Below are 20,309 nucleotides of genomic sequence, written 5' to 3' on the forward strand. Positions count from 1 at the left end.
CTATAGATCCTCTCGCCACAGAGGGAGGCATAGACAGTTTGTGCCACCATAGCCTTTGGTGAGCTCGTCAATGGATAACGGGAATAATTCCATTCCTGCTTTCTCAAGCGCTTCGTTGGTCCAAACGTTTTCTTCATATACGCATAGTTTTCCTGGCGAGAGCGCAAGGATAGACGTTGCGTTGTTCCGGCGCTCTCTTTCGTAGGCGGTTTGATTCCCGCCTCCGCAGTCAATTACTTTTATTGGTTCGCAACAGGCTGCAGAGAGTATTTCCGGAATCGCGCGATCGATAGGAGTGATCGTAAGGCCCTTTCCGGATCGTTTTAGTTGAATGCTGTATGCATCAACGGCATTGCATATCTCACGATCGATGAGGAACGCGTCGTGATCAATTCTACTTATGAACGTATCGAGGTGGATACGCAGCCCGTCAGAGGGGACTCGAATCGCAATTAGCTCGGTGGTCTGGAATTTATTTGAGGTCAGGAGCTCTTTGGCAAGTGACTCGACGGCGGCGGGTTCAGTTCGGTCAGAGATTCCAACTAATAATGTCTTAGCACTGATAACAAGAATGTCTCCGCCTTCGATATGGTAACTACTCCTGTTCAAATCACATACCGGGGTTTCTCCCATGATCTTGTGGTGGGTGAATATCTGCCGGTATAAGGCGACCTCACGATCACGCTCAGGCCAATACATATGATTTAGGATGATGCCGTCTCCGACTACCACAGCAGGATCACGAGTGAAAAAAAGCGTGTTGAGGGGATTGACCAAGAGCGAGGCGGGGTCAAATTGCTCGTGCACGAGCGCCCGTAGTGTTTCCGACTGGTTTGAACATAGCTCAGTGTCTCCAAAGCGAATGCCGTTAAGTACTATATTCACCAATTCCTGGGTGTTCTTAGCGTTCTCAAACAGCTGGGTTATTGTCTCGAGGAACTCTCTGCCTGTTGCCCCACTGCAACGGAGGTAGTCATCAATAAAACATTTAAGTGATTGGGGCTCAGTTTCAAGTGAGTCTTCGAGAAGGTCCCTAATTTCAATGGTTTCTACGCCATGCTTCTCAAGCAATTGAACCATGGAATCGTGCTCATATATTGCTTTGTCGAGGTCAAAACGACCACTCCATTTTCGCAGGGAGAAAACTTGGCTGAAGTCGGCATCAGGGTAGTTTTGTGTTTCAGTTCCTGGTCGATGGACAAGTACGGCTTTTAAATGACCGATTTCATTTGTTATGTGTACGCCTTGCATGTCTGTCTCCTGTCCTGCTGGTTTTTATATAAGGCTAAGGCAGGTTCCTTGTTGTGTTGCGGAAAAGTTAAAAGACGTATGTAATTGATAAATAACATCAATTTTAAATATCAGATTGATTAATAACGTCACTTTAGCTGCCGTTCATAGGTGAAAAGCGACACGATGGCGATGGTTGGCCGACCACCGCTGAGCAACCTCATACATTTATGGTGCCAGCTGGATAGATGGGAAAAGGAATGAAGGAGGAGATATGGCAGCGGAAAGTTCGAAAGGCATCAAGCAGTTCAAGGTCCCGCACGTATATGCGATCATCTTTGCACTTATGGTCATCTTCGCTGTTCTCACGTGGATTGTTCCCTCTGGGTCCTATCAGCGTCAGGAGGTGAACGGTCGTGAAGTCACTGTCGCAGGTACGTATGAGCAGAGTGAAAAGACATATATTGACGAGGAAACCGGGGATGAAGTAGATCTCAGACAAGGCGTCTTCGATGTTCTTCAGGCTCCAACGCGCGGTATACAAGAGGCAATTGAGGTCGTTGCATTCATCTTGATTGTGGGCGGTTCGTTTCAGGTTATTACTAAAACGGGCGCTATCACGAGCGGAATGGGTCGTGTCGTTCGCCGCTTTAAGAACAAAGACATTCTAATTATTCCTATTGCGATGGTTCTCTTTGCATTGGGCGGAACGAGCTTTGGCATGGCGGAAGAAACTCTCCCGTTCTTTGCGATCTTCATGCCAATTATGATGGCTATGGGCTTCGACTCGATGACGGCGTTCATGGTCGTGTTCGTTGGAGCGCGCACGGGTTACATCGCCTCAACGATTAATCCGTTTAATGTTCTCATTGCGCAAGGTATTCTTGGTATTCAGGGCAACCCCCAGCTGTGGCTGCGTATGATTGCCTGGGTTGTTTTGACTGTCGTTGCAATTACTTGGGTTGTCCTCTATGCACGAAGGGTAAAGAAGAACCCTGAGTCATCGATCACATTTGAGGATGATATCGCCAAGAAAGTCGAGTTCGCTGCCGATGAATCTGCCCTTGACGCGGAATTTACGGGTCGTCAAAAAGGCGTGCTTGCGGTATTTATCGCTGGTATGTGCCTTATCATCTGGGGACTTGTGACCCAGGGCTGGTATATGAACGAGATTTCTGCGGTCTTTTTGGCCATGGGCCTGTTGGCTGGTGTTATTGCGGGCTTTAGTCAGGACGTCATCGCTCAGGAATTTGTTGCGGGTATCGCTGACTTTGCTTTCTCGGCAATTGTCGTTGGACTTGCGCGTGGCATCCTTGTCATTGCCTCTGACGGCATGATCATCGATACCATCCTCAATGCGCTCGCCACTGGTCTGGGCGGCATCCCGGCGGTTCTCTTTACTACGCTTCTTTATGCGGTTGAGAACCTCCTGGCGATTCTGGTTCCCAGCTCATCTGGCCTTGCAGCACTGACCGCTCCCATTTTTGGACCTTTGACCGAACTCATGGGCCTTAATCCCGAGGCCGCCGTGTGGGCTCTCTCCATGGGTAGCGCGACGATGTCTTTGATCTGTCCTACTAGCGCCATTCTTGTAGCGGGTTTGGGCGTGTGCAAGATCAAGCTTGGCCAGTGGTGGAAGACCGTTTGGAAATTCTTCTTGGTCGTGTCGCTCATCAATATCGTATTCGTAGCAATCTCGGGACTTATTGCCCTGTAGGTTTCATGGCTGAAATGGAGTAACAGGAATGTCTAAAGGACTGAATGTACACAGCGAGATTGGTAAGCTCAAGAAAGTTGTGCTTCACCGCCCCGGTCGTGACCTTGTGAACGTAAAGGCAGAAGAGTTCGAGGATGTCTGGATTCACGACTGTTTCTATCTTGATGTGGCTCAAAAGGAGCATGATGCCTTTGCGGATCTTCTGAGGAGCGAAGGTGTTGAGGTTCTCTATATGGAGAAACTCGTTGCTGAAGCGCTGGATGCATGCCCCTCGGCTCGCGCTGAGTTTACCGATACATTTATGGCTGAGAGCGGGATTGTCAATCCTATGCTTGAGCAGGCTGTTCGTGAAAAGCTCGACGCTATTTCAGATTCGTATCAGTTTGTACTTGAGGCTATGGGGGGGTATCGTTATCGTGACCTTGAGCTGCCTCGCGTTTCGACTACGCTTAGTATGATGGATAATGAGGATGCGAAGCCCGATGATTTGGTGTTGAAGCCTCTTCCGAGTTCATATTTCTCTCGCGATCCTCTTGCTTCCGTGGGCAAAGGCGTTCTGCTTCACCATATGTATTGGAAACAGCGAGATCGTGAAGTGCCCTTCTACGAAGCGATTTTCAAATACCATCCCGATTATGCAGGGACTCCGATTTGGTACGACCATAAGAATCCCTGGCATATCGAGGGCGGTGATGTGCTTAACATTAACGCTCATACCTTGGCTATTGGAATTAGCCAGCGAACTGAGGCGGCTGCGATTGAGGAGCTTGCAAAGAATTTGTTCTGGGGATCTGGGAATTCTGAGATCGATACCGTTTACGCTATTAAAATCCCCAACGGCTATGCTTACATGCATCTTGACACCGTTTGCACCATGGTGGATTTCGATAAGTTCACAGTTTATCCCGGTATTTTTGAGACCCTTCGTGTTTATCGTCTGACTCGTGGTGACTCTGAGGGAATGGTCGCTGTTCAAGAGATTGATGACACGCTTGAACATATTCTTGAAATGGCTACTGGCGTGGAGAAGGTGCAGCTTATTGAGTGCGGTGCCGGCGATATGGTTGAGGCATCTCGCGAGCAGTGGAACGACGGGTCGAACACTCTTGCCGTTGCTCCTGGTAAAGTCTGTGTTTACGAGCGCAATGTTGTCACAAATGATGAGCTCTACAAGAACGGTTTGGAACTTTTGGTCGTTCCCTCCGAGGAACTGTCCCGCGGTCGTGGTGGCCCGCGCTGCATGAGCATGCCCTTCTGGCGCGAAGATATTTAGTTGCAAATCCACTGTGATGGGAGATGGCGAATATGGGTGTTAATATCGCTGGGCGCAGTTTTCTGAAGCTGCTTGATTACACGACGGAAGAGATTGAGTATCTACTTGAGCTTTCTGCTAACTTCAAAAGCATGAAGCGTGCCGGTGTTCCGCATAAATACCTTGAAGGCAAGAATATTGTTTTGCTATTTGAGAAGACTTCCACGCGTACTCGCTGCGCCTTCGAAGTTGGTGCACTTGACCTTGGCATGGGTGTAACTTATTTGGATCCGGGCTCGTCTCAGATGGGCAAAAAGGAGTCGATTGAGGACACGGCTCGCGTCCTTGGCCGCATGTATGACGGAATTGAATACCGCGGCTTTGAACAGGCGAAGGTTGAGGAGCTTGCTGCAAAAGCTGGGGTTCCCGTTTGGAATGGGCTGACTACTGAATTTCACCCGACTCAAGTGCTTGCCGATATTCTGACCATACGTGAAGAGTTTGGAGAGATTAAGGGCAGGAAACTTACATTTTTTGGTAAGGCGGCCGGAAACGTCGCTGATTCGCTCATGGTCATTTGCGCTAAGCTCGGCATTAACTACTGTTCTTGCGGCCCAATCGGGGGAAATTCGGAGGGGGCTACATCCTATGATCCTGAACTCCTTGCAGAATGTAGTCGTATTGCGGCCGAGCATGGATCGACGATTACCATTACAGAGGATATTGAGGAAGGCGCTCGTGATGCCGATGTAATTTACACGGATGTTTGGGTTGGCATGGGTCAGCCCGCAGAGCTGTGGGAAAGCCGCATTAAGCTCATGTCGCCGTATCGTGTGACCGCTGAGGTGATGTCTATGGCAAAGCCCGAGGCGATTTTCCTCCACTGCCTTCCGAGCTTCCACGATACTAATACTACTGTTGGTGCCGAAATTGCTGAGAAGTTTGGAGTTACCGAAATGGAAGTCACGGACGAGGTTTTTGAGTCCGATAAGTCTCGTGTTTTCCAAGAAGCGGAGAATCGCATGCATACGATTAAGGCGGTGACGTACGCAACGCTTAAGTAGCAGGGCGTTGAGAAAACAGTCGCAAATCTGTTTCCATACTATATTTCTCTCAACAAGCTGATAGGATACAGGGGAGAATGATGCGCGCGTCAGTCGATTTTTTCGACTGACGCGCTTTGTGAAAGAGGCAAAGATGCGTACCGATGATTTTGACTATAACCTGCCCGAAGAGCTCATTGCCCAGGCTCCTGCCGAGCCGCGCGACTCCTGCCGCCTGCTGGTGGTGGATCGCAAAGGCTCCCAGGCGGGAACGCCGCTGGAGCATGGCGGCACCGTTGAGCACCGCATCTTCCGCGACATCATCGACTATATCGAGCCGGGCGATGTGCTCGTCATCAACAAGACGCGCGTGATGCCGGCCCGCCTGATCGGTCGCAAAGCCGGCTCGGGTGGCGTGGTCGAGACGCTGCTGCTCAAGCGCCGCGAGGATGTTGACCCGCTGGGCCACGTTTGGGAGTGCCTGGTCAAGCCAGGTAAGCGCCTGAAGCCCGGTGCTCAGATTGAGTATCGCGCCGGTGGCGCCCATGCGCCCGAGGGCGCGCCCGTGGTGCTGACGGCCGAGGTCATCGACTTTGTCACCGATAGCCGCGGTGGCCGTCTGGTGCGCTTTGAGCCGGCCGGTTGCAATGCCGCCGGCGAGCCGCGCACACTCGACGAGGCCATCCATGCTGCCGGCCACGTGCCGCTGCCGCCCTACATTACCGATTACGAGGGCGATCCCGAGAAGTACCAGACCGTCTACGCCATGAAGGAGGAGCACTCGGCTGCCGCTCCCACGGCGGGTCTGCACTTTACGCCCGAGCTCATGGCCGCTATCGAGGCCAAGGGTGCCAAGTTTGCCGCCGTTGAACTCGAAGTGGGCATCGATACCTTCCGTCTGGTGGAGGAGGACGATCCCACGCAGCATGTGATGCACACCGAGCGCTACCACGTGTCGCAGGAGGTTGTCGACGCCGTGCATAAGGCGAAGGCCGAGGGGCATCGCGTGATCGCCGTTGGTACCACCGCAGTGCGCTCGCTCGAGAGCGCGTTTGACGCAGAGGCACCGGTGTCCGATCCGGCTGTGACGGCGCGCTATTTTGAGGGCCGTGAGGACGGGGCCGATACGCTCGGCCGCGGCGACATCGTGGTACGCGAGAACGCGACGACGCAGCTCTACCTCATGCCCGGCTCGACCTATCACGTGGTTGACGCACTGATTACGAACTTTCACGTGCCGCGCTCCACGCTCATGATGCTTGTGAGTGCACTTGCCACCCGCGACCAGATCATGGATGCCTACGCTGCCGCTATCGAGGAGCGCTACCGCTTCTTCAGCTTTGGCGACGCGATGCTCATTTGTTAGTTACGCGGTTCTACGAACCGCGTAACTGCTCGACGCTCCAAACGCCCCTAAGCGGCAATCTGACGTTCAATCGTCGGGCATGACCTCTCTAGATTCCGCCGTTCTACCGAACGGCGGACCGGCCGACGCTGCGCGGGCCGCATTTGGACAATCTGACGTTCAACTTCAAGGGCGCGACCAGAAGGTCAGCGCCCTTTCGTTTCACGTCACCTTGTCTCAAATGCGACCCGCTCGCTGTCGTTGCCAAAACATCGGCGTTGCCGTGGTTGTCGCTGTAGTCATTGGGTAGTCATTGGGTAGTCATTGGGGACGTTCTTAAATGACTAGTCAAAGGGGACACTCTTACGGCACTTGGCACTTGGGGACGTTCCTTTTGTGCCGGCACCTGGGGACAGTCCTTATGTCAAGAGATCGGTGCAAGAGGGATAGGTTGCCTTGCGTCGATCTAAATAAGTTGCGGTGAGATAGTTCTTGAATTGGCCTTTTGGGGGTGCGGACAGAAACTTTCTCACCGCAACTGAGTTGAGGCGTTTTTTGGCAGCTGGTTTACTTGCTCGCGAACAGCCAGATCAGGATGATTACCAGAATCACGGCGACGATGCAGACGATGGCGCCAGTGAATTTGATGCGTGAGTCGCGGGTACGCTCGCGCACCGCGTCCTCGGCGGCCTCGAGCTGGGCGACTTCTCGCTCGGTCTCGGCGTGTTCGGCTTTGTCTCGGGCCAAGGATCCTGCAAGCGACTCAGTAATCTCTGGGTGATCGTGCACCTCGGTCGCCTGTTCGATGATCGACTGCGCATGTGCGGCATCTGCTTGGGCGTTGGCGATGGTCTGCTCCTGGTCGCGGCGCGCCTTGTCCTCGGCAGTGATCTTCTCGCGCAGTTCGCGCTGACGAGTCGCGGCGGCCGTCTTCGCCGTCTGCAGCTCGTCGCGCGCGGCATCGGCTTCGGTCGTCACGGCTTGGTGCGCGCGTTTTGCGTCGGCGATAGGGGCTTGAGCCTGCTCGACGGCCTGCTCGGCTGCGGCAAGTGAGTGCTCAAGGTCGGCGGTGATGCGCGGGACATCTTCTTCGGCTTTACGCAGGGCATCTGCCGTGTCGGAGATCTGCATCGAGAGTTCGCTGGTGCGCACCGTATAGTTGGCGGGATTTGCCGAGGGATTGCGTTGCAGCTCGGCATACTCATGACGCAGCGTCTCGAGCTGGGCGCGCGTGGCGTCGACGGTTTGTTGTGCGGCGGCAATGCCGGCGTCTCGCTCGGCCTTCACCTTGTCGCGGATGCGCTTGGAATCCTCAAGACGTCGAACGAGGCGGTTGCCGGTCTCACGCGAGCTCGCCTCGCGGGCCTCCACGGCGTCGAGCGCGGCCTTCAGGCGGATCTCAGTCGCGTCATCCTCTGTTTTCATTTGTTCGAGCTGACCCTTGAGATCTGTTGCCTTGGCGGCGTGGGCATCACGGTCAATCTCGGCGGCCGCTGCAGTCTTTTGGGCCGTGGCAATCGCCTGGCGCTGGTCGGCGACGATCTGGTCATAGCGGCCTGCGATATCCTGGCGCGTCTCGAGTTCCTCGGCCTGATCGGCAATGCGCTGCTCAAGTTCGGCCAGGTGGGCGCGGGCATCGGCAAGTGCCTTTTTCGCGGCATTCATCTCGCGCATGGCCGAGGCGCCCTGGGCGATAAAGGTGCCCACGGCGTTCGCAGTGTTCGAGACGGCGGTCCCCAGATCGCGGCTCGCGGCGGGGGAGTGCGGGGCGGTTGGGCGAGCGGTGTCGGCATCGTCCGCATCGGCAGCCTGCGGCGCGGCGATATTGCCGGTACCGCCCTCGACCACAGAAAAGCCTGCTGCGTGCGGATCGACCGCATCGGCGCCAATCGTGGGGTGCTCGAGCTGCAGAAATGAGGGCATGGTGCTGCCTTGGTCGGCAACGGGCGTCTCGCCGGGCACGAAGGTCGAGGCGGCCTCCGCGGCCTCCTCTTCTTCGGCGTCGATATCGGCGTCGGCCACGGCGTCTTTCATCGCTTTGACGGCATCCATCATGGAGTCCATGACGGCATCGAGCTCTTCTTCCGAAGACACCTCGATGGGGCCTGCCGACTGTGGTGCGGGTTCCGTATCGGGCTCGGCGTCGTTCGACTTCGACTGCTCGCTTTCGTCATGCTCGACAGTATCGTCTGCGTCTGTTGCCTTATCTGCGGTGGCGTGCGCATCTGCGGTGGCGTGCGCATCGGTGGAGGCGTCGACGCAGGTAGGAGTATCGCAGTCGTCGACGGCGCCTGCGGAATCATCAATATGCTGTTGAGTCTGGGGGTCCAGCTCGTCTGTCATAGGCATGTGCTCCTCATCGTTGTTTGTCACCCTATGATAAAGTCTCGCGCCGACATCCCACGCGCCGCAGCAAAGTTTCAAAACGTGTTCGATGGCTCGATCTGATAACAATAACTCGGCCGCTTTATCCAGTTTGTACTTGACAATCCCTTCGCCGAACGACGTGGTGCCGTTCGCCTACCGCGGTCTATATTTTTTACTTGGACACGCTAAAGTTGCATTCCAGCTTTTGGCGCGTGAATTTGGATGCGCGCAGTCGGCGGGCGTGTCCGCCGCGATTTGAAAGGACTTTATATGGGACTTTTCACTGGTAAGACCGTGATCGTCACCGGCGGCGGCAAGGCCACGCTTAAGGACGGCTCCGCTGGCTCCATCGGTTACGGCATCGATATCGCTTTTGCCAAGGAGGGCGCGAACCTCGTCATCACCGGCCGCAACGTCGCTAAGCTCGAGGCCGCCAAGGAGTCTCTCGAGGCCGAGTACGGTGTCAAGGTTCTGCCTGTTCAGGCCGATGTCTCGGCTGGTCAGGACAACGAGGCTGTCGTCCAGAACGTCATCGACAAGGCCATTGAGGAGTTCGGCCGCATCGACGCCGTCGTCAACAATGCTCAGGCCAGCGCCTCGGGTGTGACCATCGCCGACCACACCATGGACCAGTTTAACCTGGCCATTTACTCCGGCCTGTACGCCACCTATCTGTATATGCAGAAGGCCTACCCGCACCTGAAGGAGACCAAGGGCTCCGTGGTCAACTTTGCTTCGGGCGCCGGCCTGTTTGGCAACTATGGCCAGTGCAGCTATGCCGCTGCCAAGGAAGGCATCCGCGGCCTGACCCGCGTAGCTGCCAACGAGTGGGGCAAGGACGGCATCAACGTCAATATCGTGTGCCCGCTTGCCTGGACTGCTGCGCTCGAGAACTTCCAGGATGCCTATCCCGAGGCGTTCAAGGCCAACGTCCACATGCCACCGGCGGGTCACTACGGCGACGTCGAGAAGGAAATCGGCCGCGTGGTCGTTCAGCTCTGCGGTCCCGACTTTAAGTACATGAACGGCGAGACCGTCACCCTCGAGGGCGGCATGGGCCAGCGTCCTTAGGGGTTACGCGGTTTTTCCAAACCGCGTAACGGCTCGACGCTGCGCGGTCACCAGGGCGACAACTTGTCATTCAAAGAGGGCGGCATGACCAGAAGGTCTATGCCGCCCTCTTTTCATGCCAATTTGTTCACCCTGGCGACCGCTCGCTGACGTCGCCAGAGCATCGGCGTTGCCTTGGCTGTTGGAGATGATCTCGTAGTCGTTGGGGACGTTCTTAAATGACTAGCTATAAGGGACACTCTTGCCGGCACTTGGGGACAGTCCCTAAGTGCCGGCAGATTGGGACACTTCTTTGCAAGATGGCGCTGAAGATTGTCCTCGACGACTAGTCGTTTAATGCATCAGTTTCTGTCGAGTCGGTGCGGTTTGCTGGTTGCCCGTATAATGGTCTGCGTATGAACCGCAACCAAGGAGTTCCAGTTTATGGATCAAAACCTGTTTAAATTCGACCTGATCGCCGAGGACCCGACGACGCACGCGCGCGCCGGCGTGCTCCACACCCCGCACGGCGACATCGAGACGCCGATCTTTATGCCCGTGGGCACCAAGGCAAACGTCAAGGGCATTCCTACCGAGACCGTCAAGCAGCTCGGCGCCCAGATTGTGCTTGCCAACACCTATCACCTGTCCATGCGTCCCGGCGAGGACACCATCGCCGAGCTGGGCGGACTGCACAAGTTTATGAACTGGCACGGCCCCATCCTCACCGACTCGGGCGGTTTCCAGGTCTTCAGCCACAACGACGCCGTCAAGCTCACCGACGAGGGCGTGCGCTTTATCGTCAACGACTACGACGGCCGCCACGTGTTCTGGACGCCCGAGGACAACATGGAAATCGCCATGAAGCTCGGCTCAGACATCTGCATGCAGCTCGATCAGTGCCCGGGCTATCCCGCCACGCGTGCCTACGTCGAGCGCGCCGTTGAGCTGTCGAGCATGTGGGCCGAGCGCTGCTATAAGGCTCATACCCGCGACGACCAGGCACTCTTTGGCATCGTTCAGGGCGGCATGCATCTGGACCTGCGCCTGCGCTCGCTGCGCCATCTGGAGGAGTGCGGCGACTTCCCGGGCTACGGCATCGGCGGCTACTCGGTGGGCGAGGACCACGAGACCATGTTCGAGACCCTGGCGCCGCTCGCGAGTGAGTACATGCCCAAGCACAAGCCGCGCTACCTGATGGGTGTCGGCAATCCGACCACGCTCGTGCGCGGCGTGGGCGTGGGCATCGACATGTTCGACTGTGTGCTGCCGACACGCACCGGTCGCATGGGCACGGCGTTCTCCAGTGAAGGTCGTCTCAACTTCCGCAACGCCCGCTTTGCGCACGACGACGGTCCCATCGATCCCACCTGCACCTGTCCGGTGTGCACGGGCGGCTACAGCCGTGCACTCATCCGTCACATGGTCACGCAGAAGGAGATGCTCGGCGGCATTCTGCTTTCGATGCACAACATCTACTACCTGCTCAACCTTATGCAGCGTGCCCGCCAGGCCATTATCGAGGGCCGCTACGGCGCGTTTGTGAGCGACTGGATGAACAGTCCTGCGGCGGTGGACTACTAAGAGCGGCGCGGGCGCTTGCAGAGCGCGGGCAACGGCAAGGGGCGAGCGCCGGCCGGTCATCACGTTCGCTAACAGCGTCTGCGTGACTGCTGACCGATAGCTCGCAAGCGCTTGATGCAACGTGGGTACCATACCGAATAGTTGATGTTCGGGCGGGTGTTTGACGCATGGCGTCGACCCCGCCCGTTTCTTTTTTCGATAGGAGTACCCATGATTAAGAACGAGAACGTCGAGGGCGAGCCTGCCTACGACGAGACGTACCGCCGCGGCCCCGTGGTTATGCGCGGCCCCATGATTCCTAAGGACAACACCTACGCTAACCTGCTGGCGCCCGAGGAGTCGACCGACTGGCTGCATGCCGATCCGTGGCGCGTACTGCGCATCCAGGCCGAGTTTGTCGATGGCTTTGGCGCACTTGCCGAGTTAGGGCCTGCGGTGACCATCTTCGGTAGTGCCCGCACGCCCAAGAACGATCCACTCTACAAGGCGGCGCGTACCGTCGGCCGCAAGATCGCCCAGCGCGGCGTGGCGGTTATCACCGGTGGCGGCCCCGGCATCATGGAAGCGGCCAACAAGGGAGCGGCGAGCGTCAACGGCAAGTCAGTTGGTTTGGGCATTGAGCTGCCGCACGAGCAGGGGCTCAACAAATACGTGAACCTCGGTATGGACTTCCGCTACTTCTTTGTGCGCAAGACCATGTTCGTCAAATACAGTTCGGGCGCCATCGTGTTTCCCGGAGGCTTTGGTACGCTCGACGAGATGTTCGAGGTGCTCACGCTGGTGCAGACGCACAAGGTCAAGCGCATGCCGCTTGTGCTGGTAGGCAGCGAGTACTGGCAGGGCCTATTCGACTGGCTTAACGGTCCGGTGATGGACGCCGGAATGATCAGCCCGCTCGATCCGGATCTGGTTCACATTACCGACGACCTCAACGAGGCCGTCGACATTGCGCTCAGCGGGTTGATGTAGAGCAATCGTGCCCACCGTGACATGAATATGCATGGCAATCTAATGCTATCTAACGTCAGGTTGCCATTTATATTGGGTATACTGATGCAAAAGACGAGGGCGAGGAGGTCGCGTATGTCTACTGCAACGGTTAAGCCTACGACGGTTCGCATCGAAGAGGGGCTCAAGGAACAGGCGACTGAGTTCTTGGATTCGGTCGGCCTCAGCCTCAATTCCTATCTCAATCTTGCCGTTCGGCAGCTTGTAAATCAGCGAAAGATTCCTTTTGAGATTGTAGGAAGGGCTGAGGTGCCCAACGAGGCGACGAGGCGTGCCATGGTGATCGCCGAGGCTCATGAATTGGGGATTTTGCCGGACGATTGCCCGTCATTAAACAACGCTGATGAGCTTATGTCATTCCTCGATGAGGAATAGCGATGTTCGAGATTAAGGTCGAGGCTCAATTTAAGGCGGACTACAAACGAACGATGCGCATGCATCCGCAGCTAAAGAGTGAGTTTAAAGCGGCAGTTGCAGAGCTTGTGGCTCACGGGTCGCTTCCGGCGGAGTATGGCGCCCACGAGCTCTCAAACCCGGGCGGAAACTACACCGGCCACATCGATTTCCATCTATCCGATGGCTTGGTCGATGTGGTCCTTCTTTATCTGCCCCATAAGACTAACCCAGTGATCAGGCTGGTGCGAATGGGCACTCATCAGGAGCTGTTTCAGGGTCCGCAGGGCTGATTTCTTGTTTGTAACTTGCGGTGGAATAGGGATTGATTTGCGGCTGATAAGCCAAAAACAGTCCCTATTTCACCGCAACTGCTGGGGGCACCCCGTTCGTTGCCGCGGCCTCCGGTTCCACTTTTCGCTGGATTTCGCTCAAAAGCTCGGCTGCGACTTCGCTGCTTTTGAAACGAATGCTGCAGTCTTCTTTCTTTGGGAAAGCCAGCAACGGAATAGCTCCGTACCAGACAGTTTCCTCGTCAATCACTGATGCGCACAGGCGTCCTTCGGCTTTGATGAGATAGTTGACGTTCATCTCGGCAAAAATCGCTTTCACGTCATCGCGCGGAGTCGAAGCAATAGAAATCTCAAGGGCAATTCCACGGGTAGCGGCATCCGCGAGTGCGGCGGCGAGCTTTTCAAGGCATGCGGCGGACGCGTAGGGTGCGGCAATAAAAATGCTTTTCGATGCGTTCTCGATGTCATTCACTAAAGCCTCCACGGCTCTTGCCGACCTAACGAGGATGTTACGATCGTCCTGTCTGTTGTCGTTTGCCGTAAAGACTTCATACCCCAGCTTGGCGTAGGTCTTGAGCCTCTTTTGGTACATGCGCGCGAACATGGGTATCGACAGGTCAACATAGTCGAATATCTCAACCCGCTGTTTGCCCTCGTGGCTTCTGTGTAGCCTGCCTGCCTGCTGCGTTATGCTGCCGTCCCAAGATATTGGAGTGGCAATGAGCAGAGTGTCAAGGTAAGACAGGTCGAAGCCCTCGCCCAGAAGACTTTCAGTTGCGACGATGATTCGATGCTCATGCTCAAAGCTGGGAAGACTCTTCAGTATTGCTTTTCTTTCTTTGGCGTCGATTTCTCCGGTTAAGAGTATGGGTTCGTGTCCACGGATTTGAAGTAGCCTGCATAGCTCTTCGGCATGCTTCTTTCTTTTAGATAGCACAAGCGGATGCCGACCGTTTGATGCGGCCTCGAGGGCGTCCTCGATAATTGCTTCGTTTCTCGCGGCGTGTACACACAGGAGATCGAGAATTTGGTTAAAGGATGCTCCTGGTTCGTAGGTGGGTAATCGAATTCCGGTGAAACGCGGTCTAACAATGCGCTGAATCCCCTGTTGGATTGCTTGCGTTTTTGGATCGACGACATAGCGAACCGGGCCGCAGAGCATCGAGAGTGCCCGCGTGAGTCCGTCCGAACGCTCGGGCGTTGCGGAAAGGCCATATACATATTTGGCAGGAGCGGACTTGAGGACAAGCTCAAGCTGTGGCGCGGCCGCATGGTGGCATTCGTCACAGATGATGAGACTGTAATCGCGAACGAACTCCTTGGCTAATGACTCGCCGGTTTGGGGATCCTTGCCGGATAGCGACTGGAATGAAGCAATGTCGATGAGACGGCTTATGGCGGTCTTGCCTCCTCCGATTTGCCCAATGAGCGGAGGCTGTCTTTTGCTGATTCGTCCCTTTGGGGTTCGGACGGGCTCTCTGTTGTCCGTGATGTCGAGAAATCGTTCGAGTTGGGATTTCCATTGGGCAATGAGCGCAGTCTTGGGAACGATGACGAGCGTTGGAAGACCGATGGCAGCAATAAGATAAGCTCCGATGACGGTTTTGCCGAACCCCGTCGGTGCAGACATGATCCCGTCTTCATAGCCGAGCATCTGTTCGGCGACAATTTGCTGTTCAGGGCGAAGAGCCTCTTTAAATTCCATCGCAATTGGATTGCTCGACTTGCGTTTGTCTGAGTAGTGGGCAGAAACGCCGGCTTCTTGAAGCAGCCGCTCAAGTTGAGCCTTGCAGCCTCTGGGAATCGCGACGTAGCCGTCTCTAAGCTCGCTGAGGTCTATGTACCGCGGTTTGCCGAATACCGATTGATGCATAGATTGTGCGCGGAAGAATTCTGGGTTAGCAAATGTTGCAAGCCTGCGGACTTCCATTTGAGCTGCGGGGCTCAGAGATTTTTCGGGGATATAGAGCATATCGGCCTGCGTGACGGACAGCGATGACGGGAAGTCCCGCGGTGTGAGCGGAAGCCGCTTTCGCAGCCTCTGGGAATGTGACACACCGGTGTTTGCCGCCGCAGCTGCTATTCCATGCGGCCTATTTTCGATGCTCTCGATCAGATTTTTGCACCGTCACGCGCGGGATTAACTGGATTTGCGAAAGGTAAAGCCATTGATCGGGAAAGGGCTCAAATTGCTCGTCAACAAATACGCTGTTCCCTTTTCGCTGCGCTTTTCCTTGAAAAGGCAGCGCTATGAGATTTCCAAAGCCGCCCTCAGGAATGGTGGACTGCGCGGGCAGCATCCTGTCAAATGCTTTGAAGGTGATTGTCTTGTTCAGTATCGCCGCTTCGGTGATAAGGCTGCTTCCAAAATCTCGTGCGGTCTTTGCGCTGACGAGCTCTAGGAAGAAAAACCAGACATGTGCGCCGTCGCCCGATCTCGATCGCTCAACTGCGACATCGATTCCGTGGCTTTTTGCGACATGTCGAATGGCTTTCGTCGCTTCTTTCCAATCGGCTCCGTCAAAATCGATGACCAGGACTTTCGTGTTACTGTCTTTATCGAGCACATATTGGCCTATAACGTCTCGAAGCCTATCGTCATTGCCTCTGAAATGGGCGATGATCGCGGCATCGCTCAACTCGGGGAAGACGCGGCTGCTGCATTCCGTGCATTTGACTCTCTGGTGGTTTGCTTTGGGGCAAATGCCTGACTTCCACTCATTTGCGCAGGCGGGCGTATAGCCAATTCCTCCGTCTTTTCTGCGGTACCCATGAGCGTAAACATCTTTGCGGCCAGTAAAGAGATTGCGGAAGAGCTCGAGTTTGTCGCGCGCTGGGCTTGCGCTGGTGACGATACCTTCGGCCTGCGCCCGTCTATCGAAAAGATCGCCAGCTTTCTCCCATTCTTCCAGCGTTGTGTAACGGATGTCTGGACCGCTGCTGCAGATGACAATTTGACTGTACGGCTCCGATACGTGAGCGACTGTTCTCTTGAATTGGAATAACTTGTCCCCGATGAGGGCGTATTGATATGTGACGTTGCTCATGTAGATGCCGTTCTTGTCAGGGCTCATTGGAAAGAGGGTACGCTATTTTGTTTTTTGGGATACCCGGCTCTCATTTTGGTTCGGTGATAGTGGGGTGCAGCTCCGTGAGCGGCGTTCGCTTTCTGCCAAAATGTGTGACAGCTGTTGCTGAATGGGTTTTAGCAGCTATGAGGCGGGTTGGAGACGCGGGGGCTGCCCTCAAATAAACCCGGTGGGCAAAAAATGGCAAATATGAGTACTGTTGCTTGGTTAGCAACATATCATCTTTAAAGTATTTAAAACCAATTGACTGAGATTTAGTATATCCAACTCCCTAAACGCGACGATTCGGTGCTTTATGGCGCTTGAAATCGGTGGAAGATGGCAAATCCAGCCAGATTTTGCTGATACTAAATCGGTAACAGTACTCATATTTGCCATTTTTTGCCCACCGGGTATCGTTCGGAGCCAATCAAAGCTCCCCAAGCAGCTGGGAATGTGCCGATCGCCAATAAATATCTTGTATGTGGATGGCACATTAAAAAGTTGCGGTGGAATAGGGATTGATTTGCGGCTGATAAGCCAAAAACAGTCCCTATTTCACCGCAACTGATGTGGGCGTCCCTAGCGAGTTGGCTGGTAGCGGGGGCAGTAGCTGATGGCGATGGCGTCGACGCCTACATGGGTGGCGATGGTGCAGCCGATGGGGCCGGTGCCGGCGTCTACGTAGTCCTGGCCCGCGAGCGCCTCGTTGACGAGCTCCTGCTCCTCGGCGGCGCCGGTCGTGAGCACGCGTACGCTCGAGCCCGGATGCTCGACCAAAAACGCGAGGCAGTCTGCCATGGTGTTGGCGACGATGCGCTTGGCGCCGCGACCCTTCTTGATGGCCTTGATTTCGCCCGACTGCCACTCCGGCGAAACGGCCAGGCGAATGTTGAGCATCTGCGTCAGCTGGCCGGCGAGCTTGGGGGCGCGGCCGTTCTTAACGAGGTTCTCGAGTGTGCGGGGAATCAGCAGCAGGTGGGCGTCGGGCAGTGTCGCTCGGATCTGCGCCTCGGTCTCGTCCAGGCTGCGGCCGTTCTCACGCATGGCCAGCGCGTACTCCACCAGCAGGCCCTCGGCACCCGAGCCGGTGCGCGAGTCGATGCAGCGCACGTCGAGCTCGTGGGTGTCAGCCACCAGGCATGCGTTGGAATAGCAGGCGGACCACTCGCTGCACAGCGAGATAAAGATCGCGCTGTCGTGGCCATCGGCGCGCACGCGGTCAAACAGCGCCTTGAACTCGCCGGCACTCGGCTGCGAGGTGTGCGGCAGCTGCTCGGAGCCGGCCATGCGGGCGACGTACTCCTCGGCGGTGATCTGTACCTGGTCGAGCAGGTCCTCGCCCTCGATAATCACATGCAGTGGAATCACGTAAATGCCGAGCTCTTGGGCGCGGGCGGGGGAGATGTCCGACGTGGAGTCGGTTATGATGGCAAAAGACATAATTGCACCTTTCGTTGGGGCGTTTGCGCGCCGCCTTCTGAGAGCAAAGTGCGACAAGTATAGTAGAGTCATTCCACATTACTAGGTTCAATTGTTGAATAGTCAACAGTTTGAAGTGTCGGTGTGGAAATCATCAACTGGGGAAGAGGGATGCCGATGGAGGCACTGGAGATATGCAGGCGGCCGATTGTGCTGCTTGATTTTGATGGCACGGTAGCCGATACGGGCCGGGCGGTGATGACCTCGACGCGCAAGACGCTGGCTGCGCGCGGGTTTTCGGAGGCGCAGATAGGTGACCTGCGCCGCATGATCGGGCCGCCCCTGTGGAAGAGCTTCCACGACTTTTACGGCTTTACGCGCGAGGAGTCGCTTGTGGTGGCCGACGAGTACCGTGCCTTTTTTGATGAGCTGGGACCGGAAGAGTACCCCGTGTTCGATGGAATCCCTGAGCTGCTCGACGGCCTTGCCGCGCAGGGGCATCGCATGGCGGTCGCGACGTCGCGCATGGAAGCAAAGTGCATTGACATGGTGCATGAGCTGGGGCTTTGCCAGTTCGAAGCCGTGGTTGGCATGAATCCGCCGCAGGGGCGCGAGACCAAGGCAGATTCGGTCCGCGATGCGCTGGCGGCGCTCGGTGCGACGGCCGACGAGGCCGTGATGATCGGCGACCGCTTTAACGATGTGGAGGGCGCGCACGCGATGGGTGTGCCGTGCATCGGCATCTATTCGGGCGCGGCGGCGCCGGGGGAGCACGAGGCCGCGGGCGCCGATGCGGTGGTGCACTCGGTGGCCGAGCTTGCTAAACTTTTCGCTATATAAGTATGTGATGTGAGGGGCGGGCACGTTCGCCCCTCATTGGTAAGGAGGTCGTCCATGAATCAGGTGGAGCAGAGCGTTACCGAGTATGTCGACGAGGTCTGGGAGGATGTCGTCGCCGATATCGAGCGGCTGGTGAGTTATCCGTCCGTGGCAGTTTCCGCCGATGCGGAGCCCGGCGCGCCGTTTGGCCGCCCGGTCCGTGACGCGCTCGATTGCGCGCTCGGCATCGCGCAGAAGCTCGGCTACCAGACGAGCGACGACGAGGGCTATGTGGGCATTGCCGATATTCCGGGCCGCGGCGACAAACAGCTCGCGACCATCTGCCATGTGGACGTGGTGCCCGCCGGCCCTGGTTGGAACACCGACCCGTTTGCGATGGAGCGTCGCGAGGGCTGGCTGCTCGGTCGCGGCGTGATCGACGACAAGGGTCCGGCGGTGCTGTCGCTCTACGCCGGTGCCTATCTGCTCAAGCACGGCATCGTGCCGCGCTATACCTTCCGCGCGCTGCTGGGCTGCGATGAGGAAGTGGGCATGTCCGACGTTCACCATTATCTGGAGAACTATGCAAACCCCGACTTTCTGTTTACACCCGATGCCGAGTTCCCGGTCTGCAATGCCGAGAAGGGCCAGTTTGGGGCGACGTTTGTGAGCTCCAAGATTGACGGCGGGCGCATTGTGTCGTGGAGCGGTGCCGAGGCGAGCAACGCCATTCCGTCGCAGTCTACCTGCGAGCTTGCGATTGCCGCCGATGAGCTGCCGGCGCCCGTTGAGAACGCCGACCGCCTGGAGATTACGGCACTCGATAACGGGCATGCGCAGATTTTCGCCCACGGCATTGGCGGTCATGCCTCGATGCCTGAGGGAACGATCAATGCCGTCGGCCTGATCGTGACGTACCTGCGCGAGGCCGAGGACGCGTTTGGTGCGCGCGACGAGCGCCTGCTGACGCCTGCCGAGCACGAGTTTGTCAAGTTTCTGGCCTTTGTGCATGCGGACGCCTATGGCCGCGGCCTGGGTATCGACGCGACGAGCCCCGCGTTTGGCCCGCTCACCTGCAACCCCGGCGTCATCCGCGTGGCGGATGGCCACATTGAGCAGGTCATCGACGTGCGTTTCCCCGACAGCACGAGCGCCGATACCATCTGCGAGCAGCTCGAGCCGCTCGTGGGCCGCTTTGGTGTGACGTATCGCGTGGGTCGTACCAAGGTGCCGTTCTCGGTCTCTGCTGACGATCCGGCCGTAAAGGCGCTGATTGACACTTATAACGAGTTTACGGGTAAGCACGCCGAGCCCTTCGCCATGGGCGGTGGCACGTACGCACGCAACTTTGCCCGCGCCGTCTCATTTGGCCCCGAGGAAACCGGCCTGGAGCTGCCCGCATGGGGCGGCCAGATGCACGGCCCCAACGAGTGCGCCAACGAGGAACAGCTCAAGCAAGCGCTCAAGATCTATATTGTTGCGATCTTAAGGCTCAACGAGCTCGAGCTTTAAGGTTGCGGCGTTTTGCCAATCTAAGTTGCGGTGGAATAGTTCCTAGAATCGGCTGCCTAACAGCCAAACAGGAACTATTTCACCGCAACTTCTTTTTTATCGGTGTAAAAGGCGGGCCATGCTTGTCAGCGGGATTGTTATCCGTTTGTAAAGGCTGGGCCGCGCTTGCGGTAAGGGTCTATCAAATGGCCGTAAGAAACCGCAGA

General features: G+C 56.4%; 16 protein-coding genes. 11 read left to right on the forward strand and 5 right to left on the reverse strand.

Annotated elements, in window-relative coordinates:
- Positions 1-1,251 carry an arginine deiminase gene (locus ABCN01_RS00900; protein ID WP_342996747.1) on the reverse strand — a complete coding sequence of 417 codons (1,251 nt, stop codon included), beginning with the start codon at positions 1,249-1,251 and terminating at the stop codon, positions 1-3.
- 253 nt (positions 1,252-1,504) lie between these two features.
- Here ABCN01_RS00900 and ABCN01_RS00905 point away from each other — a divergent pair, with 253 nt between their 5' ends.
- The 4 genes from ABCN01_RS00905 to queA all read left to right on the forward strand — a co-directional run bounded on the left by ABCN01_RS00905 (position 1,505) and on the right by queA (position 6,608).
- Positions 1,505-2,947, forward strand: coding sequence for a YfcC family protein (locus ABCN01_RS00905; RefSeq protein ID WP_342996748.1), 1,443 nt, complete (start codon positions 1,505-1,507; stop codon positions 2,945-2,947).
- 28 nt (positions 2,948-2,975) lie between these two features.
- Positions 2,976-4,220 (forward strand): arginine deiminase, encoded by a 1,245-nt coding sequence (locus ABCN01_RS00910; RefSeq protein ID WP_035137319.1) that lies wholly within the window; start codon positions 2,976-2,978, stop codon positions 4,218-4,220.
- A gap of 32 nt (positions 4,221-4,252) precedes the next feature.
- Positions 4,253-5,263, forward strand: coding sequence for an ornithine carbamoyltransferase (argF, locus tag ABCN01_RS00915; protein WP_342996749.1), 1,011 nt, complete (start codon positions 4,253-4,255; stop codon positions 5,261-5,263).
- A gap of 133 nt (positions 5,264-5,396) precedes the next feature.
- Positions 5,397-6,608 carry a tRNA preQ1(34) S-adenosylmethionine ribosyltransferase-isomerase QueA gene (gene queA, locus ABCN01_RS00920; protein WP_342996750.1) on the forward strand — a complete coding sequence of 404 codons (1,212 nt, stop codon included), beginning with the start codon at positions 5,397-5,399 and terminating at the stop codon, positions 6,606-6,608.
- A gap of 546 nt (positions 6,609-7,154) precedes the next feature.
- Here queA and ABCN01_RS00925 read toward each other — a convergent pair.
- Positions 7,155-8,930 carry a coiled-coil domain-containing protein gene (locus ABCN01_RS00925; RefSeq protein ID WP_342996751.1) on the reverse strand — a complete coding sequence of 592 codons (1,776 nt, stop codon included), beginning with the start codon at positions 8,928-8,930 and terminating at the stop codon, positions 7,155-7,157.
- Between the two features lie 294 nt (positions 8,931-9,224).
- Between ABCN01_RS00925 and ABCN01_RS00930 the strand changes: the two genes are divergently transcribed.
- From ABCN01_RS00930 to ABCN01_RS00950, 5 genes are all read left to right on the forward strand, one after another.
- A complete protein-coding gene (locus ABCN01_RS00930) occupies positions 9,225-10,025 on the forward strand; it encodes an SDR family NAD(P)-dependent oxidoreductase (protein ID WP_006235414.1) in 801 nt (266 codons plus the stop codon).
- A gap of 423 nt (positions 10,026-10,448) precedes the next feature.
- Positions 10,449-11,588 (forward strand): tRNA guanosine(34) transglycosylase Tgt, encoded by a 1,140-nt coding sequence (tgt, locus tag ABCN01_RS00935; RefSeq protein WP_138374899.1) that lies wholly within the window; start codon positions 10,449-10,451, stop codon positions 11,586-11,588.
- 210 nt (positions 11,589-11,798) lie between these two features.
- Positions 11,799-12,557, forward strand: coding sequence for an LOG family protein (locus ABCN01_RS00940; RefSeq protein WP_342996752.1), 759 nt, complete (start codon positions 11,799-11,801; stop codon positions 12,555-12,557).
- A gap of 114 nt (positions 12,558-12,671) precedes the next feature.
- Positions 12,672-12,971 (forward strand): type II toxin-antitoxin system RelB/DinJ family antitoxin, encoded by a 300-nt coding sequence (locus ABCN01_RS00945; RefSeq protein WP_342996753.1) that lies wholly within the window; start codon positions 12,672-12,674, stop codon positions 12,969-12,971.
- A 2-nt stretch (positions 12,972-12,973) separates the two neighbouring features.
- Entirely contained in the window at positions 12,974-13,282 is a 309-nt protein-coding gene (locus ABCN01_RS00950; protein WP_342996754.1) for a type II toxin-antitoxin system RelE/ParE family toxin, read from the forward strand.
- A gap of 64 nt (positions 13,283-13,346) precedes the next feature.
- On the opposite strand, the gene ABCN01_RS00955 is transcribed toward ABCN01_RS00950, so the two are convergent.
- The 3 genes from ABCN01_RS00955 to ABCN01_RS00965 form a co-directional block, all read right to left on the reverse strand.
- Positions 13,347-15,254 (reverse strand): DEAD/DEAH box helicase family protein, encoded by a 1,908-nt coding sequence (locus tag ABCN01_RS00955; RefSeq protein ID WP_342996755.1) that lies wholly within the window; start codon positions 15,252-15,254, stop codon positions 13,347-13,349.
- A gap of 121 nt (positions 15,255-15,375) precedes the next feature.
- Positions 15,376-16,329 carry a TOTE conflict system archaeo-eukaryotic primase domain-containing protein gene (locus ABCN01_RS00960; protein WP_342996756.1) on the reverse strand — a complete coding sequence of 318 codons (954 nt, stop codon included), beginning with the start codon at positions 16,327-16,329 and terminating at the stop codon, positions 15,376-15,378.
- 603 nt (positions 16,330-16,932) lie between these two features.
- Positions 16,933-17,793, reverse strand: a complete 861-nt coding sequence (locus tag ABCN01_RS00965) for a DegV family protein (RefSeq protein ID WP_342996929.1) — start codon at positions 17,791-17,793, stop codon at positions 16,933-16,935.
- A gap of 156 nt (positions 17,794-17,949) precedes the next feature.
- On the opposite strand from ABCN01_RS00965, the gene ABCN01_RS00970 reads away from it, so the two are divergent.
- Both ABCN01_RS00970 and ABCN01_RS00975 read left to right on the forward strand, forming a co-directional pair.
- Entirely contained in the window at positions 17,950-18,612 is a 663-nt protein-coding gene (locus ABCN01_RS00970) for an HAD hydrolase-like protein (RefSeq protein WP_343014145.1), read from the forward strand.
- A gap of 54 nt (positions 18,613-18,666) precedes the next feature.
- Positions 18,667-20,103 (forward strand): M20 family metallopeptidase, encoded by a 1,437-nt coding sequence (locus ABCN01_RS00975; protein WP_342996931.1) that lies wholly within the window; start codon positions 18,667-18,669, stop codon positions 20,101-20,103.
- Positions 20,104-20,309: the final 206 nt, after the last annotated feature.

The organism is Collinsella aerofaciens (assembly GCF_039062365.1).
In the GTDB taxonomy this organism is placed as follows: domain Bacteria; phylum Actinomycetota; class Coriobacteriia; order Coriobacteriales; family Coriobacteriaceae; genus Collinsella.

Excerpts from the sequence above, each read along its gene's own strand:
- ABCN01_RS00900 (WP_342996747.1), bottom strand. The coding sequence starts at position 1,251 with ATGCAAGGCGTACACATAACAAATGAAATCGGTCATTTAAAAGCCGTA.
- ABCN01_RS00905 (WP_342996748.1), top strand. The coding sequence starts at position 1,505 with ATGGCAGCGGAAAGTTCGAAAGGCATCAAGCAGTTCAAGGTCCCGCAC.
- ABCN01_RS00910 (WP_035137319.1), top strand. The coding sequence starts at position 2,976 with ATGTCTAAAGGACTGAATGTACACAGCGAGATTGGTAAGCTCAAGAAA.
- argF (WP_342996749.1), top strand. The coding sequence starts at position 4,253 with ATGGGTGTTAATATCGCTGGGCGCAGTTTTCTGAAGCTGCTTGATTAC.
- queA (WP_342996750.1), top strand. The coding sequence starts at position 5,397 with ATGCGTACCGATGATTTTGACTATAACCTGCCCGAAGAGCTCATTGCC.
- ABCN01_RS00925 (WP_342996751.1), bottom strand. The coding sequence starts at position 8,930 with ATGACAGACGAGCTGGACCCCCAGACTCAACAGCATATTGATGATTCC.
- ABCN01_RS00930 (WP_006235414.1), top strand. The coding sequence starts at position 9,225 with ATGGGACTTTTCACTGGTAAGACCGTGATCGTCACCGGCGGCGGCAAG.
- tgt (WP_138374899.1), top strand. The coding sequence starts at position 10,449 with ATGGATCAAAACCTGTTTAAATTCGACCTGATCGCCGAGGACCCGACG.
- ABCN01_RS00940 (WP_342996752.1), top strand. The coding sequence starts at position 11,799 with ATGATTAAGAACGAGAACGTCGAGGGCGAGCCTGCCTACGACGAGACG.
- ABCN01_RS00945 (WP_342996753.1), top strand. The coding sequence starts at position 12,672 with ATGTCTACTGCAACGGTTAAGCCTACGACGGTTCGCATCGAAGAGGGG.
- ABCN01_RS00950 (WP_342996754.1), top strand. The coding sequence starts at position 12,974 with ATGTTCGAGATTAAGGTCGAGGCTCAATTTAAGGCGGACTACAAACGA.
- ABCN01_RS00955 (WP_342996755.1), bottom strand. The coding sequence starts at position 15,254 with ATGCTCTATATCCCCGAAAAATCTCTGAGCCCCGCAGCTCAAATGGAA.
- ABCN01_RS00960 (WP_342996756.1), bottom strand. The coding sequence starts at position 16,329 with ATGAGCAACGTCACATATCAATACGCCCTCATCGGGGACAAGTTATTC.
- ABCN01_RS00965 (WP_342996929.1), bottom strand. The coding sequence starts at position 17,793 with ATGTCTTTTGCCATCATAACCGACTCCACGTCGGACATCTCCCCCGCC.
- ABCN01_RS00970 (WP_343014145.1), top strand. The coding sequence starts at position 17,950 with ATGGAGGCACTGGAGATATGCAGGCGGCCGATTGTGCTGCTTGATTTT.
- ABCN01_RS00975 (WP_342996931.1), top strand. The coding sequence starts at position 18,667 with ATGAATCAGGTGGAGCAGAGCGTTACCGAGTATGTCGACGAGGTCTGG.